The organism is Aerococcus urinaeequi, assembly GCF_001543205.1.
Classification (GTDB): Bacteria; Bacillota; Bacilli; order Lactobacillales; family Aerococcaceae; genus Aerococcus; species Aerococcus urinaeequi.
On the sequence record NZ_CP014162.1, the window covers coordinates 379,820 to 395,865 of the forward strand.

Annotated in this window: 17 protein-coding genes; 3 read left to right on the plus strand and 14 right to left on the minus strand. The window is 36.3% G+C overall.

Features of this window, described 5'->3' with window-relative positions; translation table 11 throughout:
• Window positions 1-18 precede the first annotated feature (18 nt).
• From AWM74_RS01730 to AWM74_RS01740, 3 genes are all read right to left on the minus strand, one after another.
• Entirely contained in the window at window positions 19-750 is a 732-nt protein-coding gene (locus AWM74_RS01730; protein ID WP_026466369.1) for a nucleotidyltransferase family protein, read from the minus strand.
• Entirely contained in the window at window positions 750-1,949 is a 1,200-nt protein-coding gene (locus AWM74_RS01735) for a galactokinase (protein WP_026466370.1), read from the minus strand. The genes AWM74_RS01730 and AWM74_RS01735 overlap by 1 nt, the downstream gene beginning before the upstream one ends.
• 386 nt (window positions 1,950-2,335) lie before the next feature.
• Window positions 2,336-2,833, minus strand: a complete 498-nt coding sequence (locus tag AWM74_RS01740; RefSeq protein ID WP_034258272.1) for a methylated-DNA--[protein]-cysteine S-methyltransferase — start codon at window positions 2,831-2,833, stop codon at window positions 2,336-2,338.
• A 335-nt stretch (window positions 2,834-3,168) separates the two neighbouring features.
• On the opposite strand from AWM74_RS01740, the gene AWM74_RS01745 reads away from it, so the two are divergent.
• Complete coding sequence (locus tag AWM74_RS01745; protein ID WP_026466371.1) at window positions 3,169-4,674, plus strand: AcpB/EbpR/MafR family transcriptional regulator; 1,506 nt, start codon at window positions 3,169-3,171, stop codon at window positions 4,672-4,674.
• A 62-nt stretch (window positions 4,675-4,736) separates the two neighbouring features.
• Here the strand turns inward: AWM74_RS01745 and AWM74_RS09415 are convergent, their stop codons facing one another.
• Complete coding sequence (locus AWM74_RS09415; RefSeq protein WP_158320048.1) at window positions 4,737-4,841, minus strand: putative metal homeostasis protein; 105 nt, start codon at window positions 4,839-4,841, stop codon at window positions 4,737-4,739.
• A gap of 131 nt (window positions 4,842-4,972) precedes the next feature.
• On the opposite strand from AWM74_RS09415, the gene rpsN reads away from it, so the two are divergent.
• Window positions 4,973-5,242, plus strand: coding sequence for a 30S ribosomal protein S14 (gene rpsN / locus AWM74_RS01750; RefSeq protein ID WP_026466372.1), 270 nt, complete (start codon window positions 4,973-4,975; stop codon window positions 5,240-5,242).
• Window positions 5,243-5,600: 358 nt separating this feature from the next.
• On the opposite strand, the gene AWM74_RS01755 is transcribed toward rpsN, so the two are convergent.
• The 4 genes from AWM74_RS01755 to AWM74_RS01770 form a co-directional block, all read right to left on the minus strand.
• Window positions 5,601-6,296 (minus strand): ABC transporter ATP-binding protein, encoded by a 696-nt coding sequence (locus AWM74_RS01755; RefSeq protein WP_026466373.1) that lies wholly within the window; start codon window positions 6,294-6,296, stop codon window positions 5,601-5,603.
• Between the two features lie 9 nt (window positions 6,297-6,305).
• Window positions 6,306-7,412 (minus strand): ABC transporter permease, encoded by a 1,107-nt coding sequence (locus tag AWM74_RS01760; protein ID WP_026466374.1) that lies wholly within the window; start codon window positions 7,410-7,412, stop codon window positions 6,306-6,308.
• Window positions 7,413-7,564: 152 nt separating this feature from the next.
• Window positions 7,565-8,467 carry a phytoene/squalene synthase family protein gene (locus AWM74_RS01765; protein WP_034258275.1) on the minus strand — a complete coding sequence of 301 codons (903 nt, stop codon included), beginning with the start codon at window positions 8,465-8,467 and terminating at the stop codon, window positions 7,565-7,567.
• Window positions 8,467-9,990 (minus strand): phytoene desaturase family protein, encoded by a 1,524-nt coding sequence (locus AWM74_RS01770; RefSeq protein ID WP_026466376.1) that lies wholly within the window; start codon window positions 9,988-9,990, stop codon window positions 8,467-8,469. Before AWM74_RS01770 ends, AWM74_RS01765 begins: the two co-directional genes overlap by 1 nt.
• Window positions 9,991-10,156: 166 nt before the next feature.
• Here AWM74_RS01770 and AWM74_RS01775 point away from each other — a divergent pair, with 166 nt between their 5' ends.
• A complete protein-coding gene (locus AWM74_RS01775; protein WP_026466377.1) occupies window positions 10,157-10,720 on the plus strand; it encodes a TetR/AcrR family transcriptional regulator in 564 nt (187 codons plus the stop codon).
• A 211-nt stretch (window positions 10,721-10,931) separates the two neighbouring features.
• On the opposite strand, the gene AWM74_RS01780 is transcribed toward AWM74_RS01775, so the two are convergent.
• From AWM74_RS01780 to rsgA, 6 genes are all read right to left on the minus strand, one after another.
• Window positions 10,932-12,614 (minus strand): DAK2 domain-containing protein, encoded by a 1,683-nt coding sequence (locus AWM74_RS01780; protein ID WP_034258278.1) that lies wholly within the window; start codon window positions 12,612-12,614, stop codon window positions 10,932-10,934.
• A gap of 26 nt (window positions 12,615-12,640) precedes the next feature.
• Window positions 12,641-13,006 (minus strand): Asp23/Gls24 family envelope stress response protein, encoded by a 366-nt coding sequence (locus AWM74_RS01785; protein ID WP_003143306.1) that lies wholly within the window; start codon window positions 13,004-13,006, stop codon window positions 12,641-12,643.
• 220 nt (window positions 13,007-13,226) lie between these two features.
• Window positions 13,227-13,418, minus strand: coding sequence for a 50S ribosomal protein L28 (gene rpmB / locus AWM74_RS01790; protein ID WP_016896758.1), 192 nt, complete (start codon window positions 13,416-13,418; stop codon window positions 13,227-13,229).
• A 96-nt stretch (window positions 13,419-13,514) separates the two neighbouring features.
• Window positions 13,515-14,186: a thiamine diphosphokinase gene (locus tag AWM74_RS01795; protein ID WP_026466379.1), complete on the minus strand. Its 672-nt coding sequence runs from the start codon at window positions 14,184-14,186 to the stop codon at window positions 13,515-13,517.
• A gap of 55 nt (window positions 14,187-14,241) precedes the next feature.
• Window positions 14,242-14,892, minus strand: a complete 651-nt coding sequence (rpe, locus tag AWM74_RS01800; RefSeq protein ID WP_081665671.1) for a ribulose-phosphate 3-epimerase — start codon at window positions 14,890-14,892, stop codon at window positions 14,242-14,244.
• Between the two features lie 15 nt (window positions 14,893-14,907).
• Window positions 14,908-15,840, minus strand: a complete 933-nt coding sequence (rsgA, locus tag AWM74_RS01805) for a ribosome small subunit-dependent GTPase A (protein WP_034258280.1) — start codon at window positions 15,838-15,840, stop codon at window positions 14,908-14,910.
• Window positions 15,841-16,046 lie beyond the last annotated feature (206 nt).

Sequence of the window (16,046 nt, forward strand, 5' to 3'; positions counted from 1 at the left end):
AATTTCCTCTAATCTATTCTATTTAAATACTTCTTGAACTGCATTGTAACTTTCTACGGTTCCGATATCATATCGCTTACCTTCAAATACGAAAGCTTTTACCTGATTATGTTGGATTAAATATGGTATAAAGTTTCCCGGTGCATCCGGATTATTGCCTGCATTCAAATATTCTTGAATTAAAGGTAACGTGCTTTCTTTTAGGACATAAAACGTTGGTACACAGTGATTATAAGTAGGTTTATCTGGTTTCTCAATAAAATCTGTTACTGTTCTATTTTCATCAAAATTAGCAGTTCCATTACGTTTTAATTGGTCTAAGTTTGCTTCATAATACATAGCTAAAGCGTCTGAATCATATTTTTTCGCAAAATCAACAAATTCAGCTAGCGAAAATTCAAATAAATTATCTCCTGCAAGTATCAATAAATCATCTTGAATACCTAACTGATCAATTACAAACTGAATGTCCCCGATTGCGCCTAAACGCGTTTCATTTGTTAAAGTTCCATCATTTACTACGGTAAATTTCATATCATAGTTTGCTTGGTCTACCCATTCTTCAAACTGGTGGGCAAATTTATCATTTGTGACAATTATAATTTCATCTACTTCAGGAACTTGTACAATCTTCTCCACAATATGGTCTGTAATTGTTTTTCCCGCTACTTCTAATAGTGGCTTTGCCTTATTCTTAGTTAGTGGATATAAACGCGTTGCATAGCCCGCACCCAATAGAATTGCCTTCATTAAATCAGTTCCTCCACATCTACAAATCTTGCTCCATCTTCAGTTATACAGAAATTCACTTCGTATTTATCTTTAATTTCTGGGTATTTTACCGGATAGACTGCATCAATCTGCGCTCTGATACTTTCTTTATACGCTGGGTCAATCAAACCAATCACTGCCCCACGGAACCCAGCCCCACTAGGACGTGCACCGTAGACACCTTCCGCATCTTTTAAGATATCAAAAATTGTTTTCATTTCCGCGATGCCTGTTTCTTGCTGGTAGAATGATGAATAACCTGATTCAAACATCAATTGCCCGAATTCCTCAATATCACCTTTTGCCCAAGCTTCCGCACCCTTGAGTACCCGTGCTTGTTCTGTATAGAAATGGGCTGCTCGTTTACGGAATCGTTCTGGTAATTGGTCTTTATACTCTTCATAAATCTCAATTGGTACATCTCGTAATTTAACATCTTCTAATGTAGGTAATGGTAAACCAGCTAATTCAAGTAACAACCATCCTGCAACACGTGATTCATCTACTCGATTATTAAAGTCTGTCCCAATAAGCGATTTAGAAATACCAGAATAGACAACGATGACTTCAAAATCGTTAAAGCTTTCGCCTTTATTAATCATTTCGTATTCGTTAGTTAAACAGTCCATGACCATTAATTGGTTATTCATACTTAAAACATTTGCAGACTGGTCTAAGATACCATTTTTAAGCCCAATAAATTCAGTCTCAACCCAGTGGCTATACATAATAATATCCATTTTAGATACTTGTATGTCATTCACATCACACAAAGCCATTAAATAAGCAGTCGTTACCGCCGCTGACGATGATAATCCACCAATCGGCAACTTACCAGACACAACAGCATTCAATCCTACTTTTAATACATAGTCTTGTTGTAAAGCTTTTACAGCACCACGGATATAAGTCCCCCAGAAACCTGGAATATATTCTAATTCATGTCCATAAGAAAAAATTTCCTTATCAGGGAAATCCAAGCTTTGAATTTGAACATAATTATCTTCACGTGGTGCATACACCATATCCACGCTCGCATCCAATGTCATCCCTGTTACTCTTCCACCTTGGTAATCCGAATGGGCACCGATTGGACAAATTCTTAACGGTGATTTTACCGCTCTTAAGTCATTTGAAGTACCATATTCAGCAATAAATGTTTCCATCAAGTTAGGCATATATTGACGATCTCCAATCTATTTAGGTTAATTCTTCATTATTATAGCAAAGAAACATTACGATTTAGGTAAAATTTTCAATTTTCCCTTGTTATTGGTCAGTTTCTTCAAAAAAATAAACAATTTTAATTAAAAGTCGTTTAAATCAATATACTATTAATGAAATATTCTTTCATTACCGTTTAAGTTTTAATATTTATAAATGATTTTTACTCATCTTATTTTTCACAAAAATATGGTAATGATATCCTATCATAAGTTTCTAGTTGGCTATGAAAATTGTCATATATACGAATATTGAAGACTTAGTTCTATATATAACATTGATAAAGCGTCATAGAAAAAACTTCAGAACCTTAATTAAGTTAGTTCTGAAGTTTTTTGTGTTAATCTATTTCAAAATCTCTCAATTTTCGCATTTTATCGAGGTTGTCGTCTTGATTCTCTATACGATCGGTTGAAACTAGTACTCGATGATTTGGAATTATAATAGCTATTGGATTATTTTCAACTGCTCCAATTATAGCATTTACTGCTCCACCACCTTTTGTTTGACGAGCTGAAATTCTTTTTTCTAGTTCCTCTAAAGAAATAGTTTGTCCATAGGGAATTTTTTGTAATTCCAACCAAACATCCTGCTGGAAGGCCGTCCCTTGAGGCATTAATTGAAAATCGATTGTTTCAAGTGGTTGCTTGGCAAAGTATTCATCTAACCATTTAACAACTTTATCGATTATCATTGATTGTTGATCAGTCGCTCTTTCGAGATCAAATAGACCACCAAAATTGGTTTGACCCTCAAACCATGCACCTAATAATCCATGGTCGTTGGCTAATAGTGTAATTTTCCCTAATTTGGAGGGGTAAGTATATTTGTATAACATGAGATGGCTCCTTTAAAATTCATATCTATAGTATAACAAATTTTTGAATTTCAATAGCAGGGATGAGAACACGAATAACCATATTATTTAAAGTTAGATTAATTATATAAAAAACGAAATTGATTAAAATTAAGCTAGTACATATTTATACAATCAAATTCCAAAATACAATATTTGTTTTCTAACGTTACTTATTTTTGCTATTAAAATTTATTTTTATTAATATTGCAATTTTTAAAGTGAGAAACTAGCCTTTAACCACAATTCATTATATTATATAAAGGTGATATATTTGCAGAAAGGAGTTTTCTAATTCTAATTTAGAAGTTGTACATATGCGAAAACTATTGACAAATAAACAAAGACGAGAAATTGATGTGTTAGAGTTTTTGACTCATATTGGTACGCCACAGCAAGTGAAAGATATTGCAAGCTACGCTAACATTAATAACCGCATGGTAATGGAGACCATTCGTAATATTAACGATAATTATGACTTCATAGATATCTTTAAGATCGACGACTTATACGGTATTAAATACAAAAATAATACATCGATTGACAAAATCTATTATAAAATCTATGAATCAAATATATATTTTGCTATTATTCGTTATATTTTCTTTCACGATAAAGCGACTCTAAATGAACTCTCAAACTTCCTTTATGTATCTGAATCGACGACCTATCGATCTATTTTAAAAATTAATGAAGTGCTCACTAAGAATTATGGCTTTTCAATCGACTCTTACCCTTATCAATTTACTGGGGATGAACTGAACATACGCGTATTTATGCAGCGATTTTTCATAGAGTCTTCTGATATCTTACATTGGCCATTTCCAGACCATGATCGTCATTTTTATCAAAATTTACTTTTACATATGGCCTCATATACACCATACAAATTAGATATCTATAGTTTACATTCACTTTCTATTAGTGTAATTGTAAATGAAATTCGTTATCAATACGGTCATAAACATAATTTAACAATTACACGATTACAAGCCTCTTTAGCCGAAGCGGTAAATATGTACGATTTTGATTTAGACGAATTGAATAAAAAATTTGATTTAAACTTAGATGAAGAATATATTGAACAAATTTTAGGTTTGTATATAGAACAAGATTTTAAGTATGATTTTGCAGAAATAGAAGCACTTAGAGACTCTGATCCACACATACAGGAAATTTTAACTTATCTTGAAGATACTCTTGATAGTTTGATTGAACAGTTTAAGATTCCCTTACCTAATCGCGAAGCATTATTGTTGGAATTATATAATATTGTCTTAATTGAAAATCAGGTAACCGTTCATCCATTCATTTTACGAAATTTATACTGGGAACATTATCAAAAAATTCGTAATTACTATCCGGCATTCTATGATGCTGTATTTGAGGGCATGCGTGGCTATTGTAAATTGATTTTAGGAGACGACTACAATCCAAATCTCCTTTACGCGATTGTCTACTCTGTACTAAATTATTGGGAAGATTTATTTATTAACTTAGCCAATAAAGTACCTCCAGTAAATATCGTAGTATTAGGTGAAATTACCTGGGAAGGTTCTAAACAGGTTGCTGATAACATCAAAACAGTCTTTGGCTCACGGGTAAATGTTTCAACTTGGGATAACTACGATATATCTGAAGAATTACTTGCAGAAAGTCCCTACGATATTATTTGTAGCTCATTCTCTATACCGCCTATCCCTGGTAAGGAAATTTATACCATTACAAGTGAGTCCTACCAATATAATTTCCAGTCGTTAGAAACGGTTATTGACCACAGACGTTATCAAGAATTTAAGAAACAAATGAAACTAGAAGAATAAATTGTATGATAAAAGCGAGAGAGTTGATTAGATTTTCACACCAATCAACTCTCTCGCTATTTTTATTTCTTTAAAGCCTTAATCACTTTTTGTGCCCGTTGACGTGTTTTACGGTTTGGACTTTTCATTCGACGACGAGCGCTTGCTAAATCCATTTTTTCTGCCATGATACTTCCTTCCTCCTTGACTTTTTAATAGTAAGTAGTTAAAATCGTAATGATTACGATTTACATATTAGGATTTCATATTAACTATTATTACAACATTTGTCAACATATGGTACAGAAAGGATTTATTTATGGCTAAGAAATCAAAGATTGCGAAAGCACAAAAACAACTTGCAACCGTAGAAAAATATAGAGAAAAACGTGAAGCGTTAAAAGCAGTAGGTGATTATGAAGGTTTAAGCAAATTACCACGTAATGCCTCACCTACCCGTATACACAATCGAGACAGAATTGATGGTCGCCCACATGGCTTTATGCGTAAATTTGGCGTAAGTCGGATTCGCTTTAGAGAATTAGCTCACCAAGGAAAAATCCCTGGTGTAAAAAAAGCATCATTCTAATACTTTAATAGCATATTTATATGACAAAGAAATCCTTAGTTTACTGAATAGTATATGTAAACTAGGGATTTTTTCATAACACTTGAATATTATCTCTTTAATTTGTAAGGTGTCCACATAAAGCAATTTTAGTCATCAGTCCTATATATTGTAGAGCTGAAATTATTCTCATCAGTCCGATTTGACGAAGAGCCATTAAAAAAGGAGCGCAAACACAAGTTGTTTGTCTCCTCTTCTAATAGATTACTATAAGACAGCTAAAGATATGACCTAGTAAGAGAAAACATGGACTAGGAAATGTTTTTTCCACTATTTGATCTATAATCTTGCCCTTTATCTGTCTAATCAAGCTTTGATTTTAAACCATCTGTACACCCTTAGTCGTATCAGTATTTTCTCTTAAAGTTAAGACCCCATCATTCATTTCATAGACTTTGTCGCATTGGTCTATTAAACGAAGATCGTGTGTAACCATGATAGTTGTTTTATTTTGTTGTTTGGTCATTTTGGCCAAGACATCCACCACATCCATTGCACGTTTAGAATCTAGGCTGGCTGTTGGTTCGTCGGCAAATATAATTGAAGGATTATTATATAAGGCGCGCGCAATTGCTACACGCTGCTTTTCCCCCCCAGATATTTGCTCTGGAAATTTATTTTTTAATTTTTCAATACCTAGTAGTTCCAATAAATCTAATTGGCTTTTCTCTTTTTTAGATAGTTTATCGACTAATTTCAATTGATCAGATACTTTCAAGAATGGAATAAGGTTTGACGCTTGTAAGATAAATCCTACTTCATCAAAACGAATGCGCGCCCGCTCTTTTTCTTTCTTTTCACTAAAAGGTTTATCGTTAATCATTACCCTACCTTGTGTCGGTTCCTGTAAGCCGGCAGCAATACTTAAAAAGGTACTTTTCCCTGAACCGGATGGCCCGATAATAGCAATAAATTCACCTTTCTCTGCTGTAAATGACGTTTCTTCAAGGGCCACAATTTCCGAATCCCCATCTTTAAATTTTTTCTGTACATTTTCAATTGTTAATACACTCATAATGACCTCCTAGGCGATTGCTCTTGCTGGATCGACGTTCACTATTGTTTTCACTGAGAATAAGGCACCAATTAATGAACAAAGTAAAATCAAACCGCCAACTGCTATAAAGAATAGCCAATTGATTCGGGTTGGCACCTGAGCTGGTAGGGAATAAATGCTCAAAACGGTCACCGCAACGCCTAATACTAGACCTATTAATGTAAGGATAAAGGTTTGCACAACCACAGAACGACCAATTGTGCTTGTTGAAATACCTTGAGCTTTCATCACGCCGAATACATCAATTTTTTGAATGGTTAAGACGTAAATAAAGATACCAATCACCACTGCAGCAATGATAATTAAAAAGCCAATCATGAAGATAAATGTCAGCAATTGTGCACTATATCCTGGTAAATCATTGATAAAGTCGGTTGTAGATGTTGCCGCTAAACCATCCGGCAAACTTGTCACTTCACCCTGTACAATAACGGCATTGGTGGTTTGGGTAGTGTCTGCTGGTATTTCAACACCATCAGGAATTTGACTTTGTGCTGACGTATCCATTGCTGCCTGCTGTGTTTCTCTGTAGGCATCTTGTGTGATATGAACCATTGGTGCAACACTAAATTTAGTATCCGTTGTTAAACCGACAACTTCAAAGTCTTGTTCATTGATAGTAAAGGTATCGCCAATCGAAAGACCATATTCTTCAGTTAAACTATCATCAATTAAGGCCTCATTATCTGCTGTCACATTGTTACCTTCTGTTACCTCAGGTGCGATAAAGTCGTCGAAATTAATCCCGAATAATGAAATAGATAATTTTTCGTCGCTTCCGATATCCTCAGAAGTCGCATTTGTTGGCATCTGTAATATCGGCGCTACTGTATCTGCTTCGATTTCATCAAAGTTTTCTTGGTTAATGGTAGAACGGTTAATCGTCCCATCCGCTTCTTCAGTTAGGATAATTTGATCAGCATTCCACTGATCAATACCAATCCGGTTCTCCATCGCTAGGCCATATGCCAAGCTAATTAAGAAAAAAACCATATATGAAATCAGAAACATAACGCCAATGACTAAACTGTATTTTTTCTTGTCGTGTAAAATTTCTTTTATGGCTAAAAACATGGTCTTGTTACTTCCTCTCTATGTTTGCCCAATCTAAAAGTTGATTGCTGAGCATCAACTTTTGCTGGCACCTTTTATGTTATTTTTAGTGTCTGTATAGTCGCTGCGTGTAATTGCATATATATTTTTAAATTGTTTGTCTCCTCATTTGTTTAGATGTCTTTTAGTACTTTTCTCGCTTGATAAATTAGTCGCATACGCTCAATGTTATTTGTATAGTTTCTCTTAGTAAAGCAATTATGATTGGCTTTCCTAACGGCATTACCAATCCCATGGTAAATATAAGCAGAGGATAGAATGGGTAATTGCGCCACTTGGCTGAAGTCTTTTATGACCGGTTTAATACTGTCATAATATTGGTCACCGATTTGGTAGATATGCTCCCATAGGTCAATAAAGTTTTGGGGAATTTCTTCTTCATCATGATAAGATAATCGTTTGATCATTGCTTCATCTACATTGTAGGCATCAAGTAGCGTTTGAGGTAAATAGATACGTTGTCTATCCCGATAGTCTTCCCCCACATCCCTTAAAATATTGGTTAATTGCATGCCAATACCTAAATCTATAGCTGCTTGACGCAGTGTTTCACTTATAGGCGTATCTTTATCAACTAATAAGGGTAGCAGCATTTCCCCAACTGATCCTGCAACATTAGATGAATAGGCCACCAAATCTGCCATATCCACTACTTTATGGCCTAAAATATCCATTCGTTGTCCTTGAATCTGCTTTAGTAATGCAGTAGTGGATACCTTATAGGTCAATACAGTATCTTTAAAAGCCATCCACCAATCTGCTTCAACGTCTTCACTTGTGTCTAAATGAAGAATTTTGTCTTCTAACTTCTTTAACTCGACTAACGCCACTTCTTTAGAAAAGTGATCACTGTCAGCTACATCATCCACATAACGGTTGTATGCGTACAAGGCAGCGACGCCTTGAAATGCCTCTCTTGGTAACAAGTGGAAAGCTTGATAAAAACTTTTCGACTCCTTTGCCATAATGTTTTCGCAAGCTAAGTAAGATGCTTTTAGCACACTATTTGTTGACATTATCTCGTTTTCCCTCCATCAGTTTTATCATCTAGCATTAATTCACTAGCACAAATCTTCCCGCCTTCAATAACGGTAGGCACACCTGCACCTGGATGCGTTGAAGAACCTGTGAAATATAATCCCGAAACATTTTCAGCTTTAGATTGCGGTCTGAAATGATTGCTTTGCATCAAGGTTGGTTGCAAACCAAAAGTCGCACCACGGAAGGCGTTGAAGTGACTCTCGTAGTCGTTTGGCGTAAATACACGTTCTACTTCAATTTGACTTTCCAAGTTTTCTAATCCTGGTAGATTAGCCAATGTAGCCAATGCTTTTTCTTTATAGAACTGCACCGTTGACTCATCAAAGTCATATTGTGCTGTGCCTAATTCTGAAATGGGCATTAGTAAATAGAAACTAGATTTCCCTTCTGGTGCACGCGTTTCATCCACTTGAGAAGGTATATGTAGGTACATTGATGGATTGTCAATTAGACGACCATCAAAAATGCGTGCCATATTATCATCTAAATCTTCAGAGATGATAAAGGTATGGGTTTGTAAGTCTTTAAACGTACCGTCTACCCCCCAATAAAATACTAAGCAAGAACAAGAATAATCCATTTGATCTATTTTCTTGGCTGTATATTTACCGCGGTTTAAATCCCCATCAATTAAATGTTTCATAGTATAAGGGAAGTCAGCGTTTGAAATTACTTTTTTACTTGGGATAAATTGATCGCCAACTTGAAGTCCATTGACTTGTTGATTATCAATTAAAATTTTATCCACTGGTGTATTATAGTGAATAACGCCACCTAATTCTTCAAACAATTGAGCAAAACCTTTAGCTACGGTGTGCATGCCACCTTTGACATAATGAATGCCGTACAATAGCTCAATCATCGGAATCATATTATAAAGTGAAGGCCCATTTTTAGGAGAAACGCCTATATAAAGTGTTTGAAAAGCCATTAACTGCTGAATATCTTTATTTGGAATAAATTTCGCCATCATATGTTCTGCACTGTCAAATGTTTTTAATTTAAATGCGTTGACGATCATTGATGGATTATACATGTCTGATTTATACCTAAAAGGACGTCTGATAAAGTGATCCATCGCCACTTGGTATCTTTCAAACATTTCGGCAAGATATTGCAAGAAGCCTAGCGCAGTTTGTGGATCTTTTGACTCCATTAAAGCCATTAAATCAGTCAAATCATTGCTCACGCTATAGTGGCGATAAGGGTCTCCTTTAAAATATACATCATACATCGGGGTTAGTTTCTGCATAGGAATGTAGTCTTCTGGGTCCCGACCAGTTAATGTAAACAACTCTCTATATGCTTCTGGCCACATGACAATCGTTGGACCCACATCAAAGGTATAGCCATCTACTGCTATCTGGTTCATCTTACCGCCCGGCAACGATTCTTTCTCAAAGATTTCAACTTGGTATCCTGCATGCTGCAAGCGGATAGCTGCAGATAAACCACCTATCCCTGCCCCAATGATTGCGATTCTTTCTTTAGCTGTCATGTTATTGGTCCCCTTTTTATAGATTCATTTCATTATTTTATCACTTGATAAGTTTATTAATAACAGATTACCATTTAAGGTATAACTTTTCAAGTATAGGAGATTTATGCATGGCTTTTTTGTGGAATAAAGCTATAATATTAAATAGAGAGGAGTTCATCTCATCATGTCCTTAAAAGAATCTTCAAGCAGAAGTCGTATTATTGAAGTTGCACGAAATAAGTTTATGTCAAGTGGTTATAAAGCTACCTCTACTAGAATGATTGCGAAAGAAGTTGGGATTACACAACCAAACTTGTATTATCATTTTAAAAACAAGGAAAGCCTTTATCTTGGGGTTTTAGATGAAATAGGCGAGGAAGTATACACTGACCTATTGGCGATGGTTGAAAATGACCAACTTGACCTAACTGGTAAACTATTACAAATGTCTTATTATCTACAAGATAACCAAGACATGGATATCTATACTATGATGCAAGATATGCAAGCAGACATTTCCATTGAAAGTAGACGCATCCTATACCAAATCTTTCAAGAAAGTTATAAACGGCCGTTCATCTTATTATTTGATGATTACGAAAAGCAATTAAAACATCAGTTCACTGGAGAGAAAATCGCCACATATTTCTTTGTGACACTAGCCCCTTATATTTCTTCTAAACACACAATCAACAAAACGATTGCTTTGGAGGAAATGGTTGAGTTATTTCTGCACGGGATTATCTAGTAGAATAAGTTGTTTTTTAATAGAAACGTCATCATCATAAGGTACAAAAATAGAGGGTAAAGATTTTGATTTCAAATCTTTACCCTCTATTTTATTTGTATTAGAAAAGCTAAGATGAACTCTTTATCAGTCTTCATCTCTTAACCAATTGAATAATAGCTAAGTTGTGTGTCCATCTAGCATTTCATGTATGTATCTTTATATAGGCTTATTATTCTACTGATGCTAGGAAATGGTAAACTGGTTGGCCACCGTCTACAATTTCAACTTCAATATCTTCGTTAGCCGATTCGACTGCTTCAGCGATTAATTCTGCTGTTGCTTGGTCGGTTTCTTCACCAAAGATTAAAGTCACTAACTCCTTGTCTTCATCAATCATTGCATTCACCATATTGATGGTTTCTTTGACTAAGTCAGCATCTTCAGAAACAATTTTACCGTCTATAATGCCCATAAAGTGATCTTTATGGATTTCTAAGCCGTCAACTGTTGTATCTCGAACAGCCACTGTGACTTGACCACTAGTTACGTTGGCCATTTCAGCAACCATTGCTGCTTTATTGTCTTCTAATGTCCCGTCAGGGTTATATCCAAGCATGGCTGTTAAACCTTGAGAGATATATTTAGTTTCAACTACGGCAGCTGGAATTTCTGAAACTTCAACAGCTTGGTTAGCAGCCATAATGATATTCTTATTGTTTGGTAAGATAATCACGTTATCTGCATTCGCTTTGTTGATAGCATCTAAGATATCATTTGTTGATGGATTCATCGTTTGACCACCAGAGATAATTGATTTAACGCCCATATCTTTAAATAGGTTTTCAATTCCTTCACCGGCTGCAACAGCGATAATCGCTAGATTCGTCCGTTCCACTACTGGCGTTGACTCGGATTGGGTTGCCCCTTTCCCATCTAAGATATCGTCATGTTGTAGACGCATGTTATCTACTTTAATTTTCACTAATGAACCAAATTTTTGGCCATAGTTCATGACTTCACCTGGTGTTTCTGTATGTACATGAACTTTTACAATCTCATCATCAGATACAACCAATAATGAATCTCCGATACCATCTAAGTGGTTACGGAATGTATCATAATCAAATTCATCAGTAACTGTTTCACCTTCACCGATTTTGACCATAATTTCAGTACAGTAACCATAATGAATATCTTCTGATGCTACGGAATGAGCAGTGTTGAAGAAGTTTTCTTGGTGCGCTAGTTCTGTGACATTCGCTTTGTTTGGATCAGCTGATTTAACTGGAATAGATTCACCAGTTAATGATTCTAAGAAGCCATGAAAGATATATACTAATCCTTGACCACCTGAATCGACAACGCCCACTTCTTTTAACACGGGTAGTAAGTTGGGTGTGTTTTCTAGTGATGTTTGCGCTTCTTCTAGTACAGCTGTCATCACTTCAATGATGTCATCTGTTTCTTCAGCTTTTTGCATACCTGCTGCTGCTGAATCACGTGCTACTGTTAAAATAGTACCTTCTACGGGTTTCATAACAGCTTTTACCGCTGTATCAATACCGCGTTGGAAAGCATTCGCTAAATCTTGTGCTTCAATGGTTGTTTTACCTTCGATTGCTTTAGCGAACCCACGGAATAATTGGGATAAGATAACGCCTGAGTTACCGCGTGCCCCCATCAATAATCCCTTAGCTAAATCTTCTCCAACCTCACCAACGGTATCGGAATGTTGTTTAATTACTCGTTCGATACCTGATGTGTATGTTAAATTCATATTTGTTCCGGTATCACCATCTGGCACCGGGAAAACATTTAATGAATTCACGTATTCAGCATTCTCTGAAAGTCGGTTACCCCCGACTTCAAGCATAGATATGAACGCTTCAACGTCTAATACTGTTCTTTTCACCTAAAAATCCTCCTTGATTACCGCAACTAGTCTTCAATCACACGGACGCCTTGTACGTACACATTCACTACGTTTGCAGCAATACCTAATTGACGACCTAATTCGTATTTCACAGAACTTTGTACATTGCGACAAATTTCAGAAATTTTCGTACCGTAGTTGACGATAATGTATACATCCACTACTACTAAATCGTTGTTATCTACTGAAACAAGTACCCCTTTGGTATAGTTTTCTTGTTTAAGAATTTCTTGGATACCATCACGGATTTGATGTTTACTTGCCATACCAACGACACCGTAGTTTTGTGTTGTAGCCATACCTACGACTGTTGCGATAGATTCATTTGTAATATCAATTTCACCGAAGTCTGTTTGCATTTTTAATGCCATAAAAAATATCCTCCTTTTGAAGGGTTGTCTTGCTAGATTAATCTAGAACTTTATCGTTCTAAACAAATATAACTTCATTTATAACACTCATTTTACCACATACTAGGCTATTATACCTAAATATTTGACAAGTCGCAAACCCTTATAAAAGACACAAAAAAAGCCGTGGTCTTCCCTCACTGGAAAACTACGACCTTATTTGATTATAATCATAAATGGATTACGCGCGGGTAACTAAACCAGCTTTGATTGCGTGTGCAGAAACCCATACACGCTTTTTGTTACCATTTTCGTCGATGATACGAACTTTTTGTAAGTTTGCTTTAAATGTACGTTTTGTAGCATTCAATGCGTGTGAGCGGTTGTTACCTGAAGTCGCTTTACGTCCTGTGTAATAACATTCTTTAGCCATTGTCATAATCCTCCTCTACAAATTTTCATACCATAACATATTACTATACTTAACGTCATAAATCAAACTTATTTATGATAAAAATGATGATTGTACTTAATCTCGGGCTTGAATAGCGAGGATAAGACCATTACTAAAGGCAATTTTCATGGTATTTTGACCTGGTAGAAACTCATTTGAAATTAAAGCTAGTGGCGTTGGCATTTGATAGTTATCTAATGGGTAGACCACATTTTTAAGGGTTAAATCTGTGATTGGGGTCATGGCCACAAATGACAGGTATTTCATCTCTTTTAGGCGGTCAACTTGATGTTGCCCTGGTCTTAAGAATGAAACAGCATTGTTTTCTTCTACTAAGTGAACACGATCAATAATCGGCGCAAACCGTTCTTGGTAGATGAGCCATAAGTTAGACAATAAATGGTCTACCCTACCCCCTAACATACCAAATAGATGGTATCTTGCATTCGGATATAAGTCAGCGACTGATCCCAAGGCGTGCTCTGTGTCGGTTTCATCTTTCATAGGTTCTAGCTTTTCGATTGATGCTGCCTTTTTGGCTACTTGTTGATAGACCTTATCCTCGATTGAATCAAAGTCTCCTACAGCCAAATCAATTGGAAAATCCATGTCTAAGAGTTGTTTGGCGCCTAAATCGACACCCACAAAGGCTGTTTCTGAATCGTTGTGGGCGACTTTCTGCCGCTCGACATAGCCTTTAAAGAATTCGGGGTCAAAGGGTCCTGATCCGATGAGATAAACTTGCATATATCCACTTCCTCCTAGTGACTGCCAGTTAAAAAATTTTTTCAAGTACTAAAGATTACTTAATGGCCATTTTTAATGCATCAATTGGTTGTTTCACGTCGTCTTTATTGAAGATGTATGAGCCGGCTACAAAGGCATCTACCCCTTTTTCTGCACAGATTTTAGCCGTTTCATCGTTAATGCCGCCATCTACTTCGATTAGGAAATTGGCGTCATTTTCTGCTCTGAAAGTACTTAATTCAGCCATCTTATCAACAGTTGATTCAATAAATGATTGACCGCCAAATCCAGGGTTTACGGTCATCACTAAAATCATGTCGACGTCTTTTAGGATCGGTGCAATGGCTGATACGGGCGTCGCTGGATTAATGGCCACACCAGCTTTCATACCGTGTTTGTGAATGGTTTGGATTAAGCCATGTAAGTGACTAGTTGCCTCGTAATGAACAGTGAAATAATCCGCACCGGCATTGGCGAAGGTTTCCACATGGACTTCTGGGTTAGATACCATTAAATGGCAGTCTAGGGTCATCTTGGTGTTTGGGCGCAAAGCTTCAACGACGCCAGCACCAAAGGTTAAATTGGGCACAAAATGGCCGTCCATGACATCAATGTGAACCCAGTCAGCGCCGGCGTCTTCGATTCGATTTACTTCGTCAATAAATTTACCAAAATTCGCAGATAAAATAGATGGTGCAATATACATGTACATTCCTACTTTCTAATATTTGGGTTTTGCATTGTCAATTTCTTGGAAGATTTGTAGGTAAGAGTCATAGCGACTTTGTGCGATCTCACCGGCATCTAAGGCGGCTTTCACTGCACATTTAGGTTCTTGAATATGGGTACAACCACGGAACTTACATTGGTCTTGAATGGCCCGCATTTCTGGGAAGTAGTTAGATAATAAGACTTTATCTAATTGGTCGATATCGATACTAGAGAAACCTGGTGTATCTGCCACTTTCCCTTCGAAAATATCATGTAATTCCGTATGACGGGTAGTATGACGACCGCGTCCTAGTGATGTTGAGATTTCCCCTGTTTCAATCGCTAAACTTGGTAATAATCGGTTAAGCAAGGTAGATTTTCCAACCCCTGACTGGCCTACAACCACCATGGTCCGGTTGGCGACAAGTTCTTTTAATTGATCAAAATTTCCATCTAGGTCTGTTGATAAAATGACTTGGTAGCCGACTTCCTTATAGACCTTGATGAATTGGTCGATTCGGTCTTTATCCGCTTGACTAGCTTGGTCAGCTAAGTCCATTTTGGAAAAATATAAAATCGGTTCAATGTTCTCTGACTCTAAATAAACTAAAAAACGGTCTAATAATTTTGGTTGGATCTGGGGCTCAGTAACCGATGCTACCAACAAGGCCACGTCCACATTAGCTACTGCCGGTCGAATCATTTGGCTATAGCGTGGTAAGATTTTCATTACATAGCCTTCTTTGGTATTGTTGGCTTGAAATTCCACAAAATCGCCCACCAATGGTGTTGTTTGCGTATTTCTAAATTGGCCACGTGCCCGTGTGGTATAAATCACTTGGCTTTCTTTCTCTTCTACATAATAAAAACCAGACAAAGCCTTAATAATTTGGCCCGTGTATGTCGGCGCATTTGGTTGAATATAATCATCTTTTCTCTTCATGCTTTTGAAAAATACCTCCTTAATCAGTCAATTGTATATATCCTCAATAGATATAAAAATTTGTGTCTGCATACTTATGCCCTATTTTACCCCAAATTCTATATAAAAAACACTCCGACAATTTTTATTCATTGGAAGAGTCTTTAAAATGGCAAAAAAGGCGTAAACAATGATGTCTACGCCTTGTGCTGATTGGTATTTGTTTT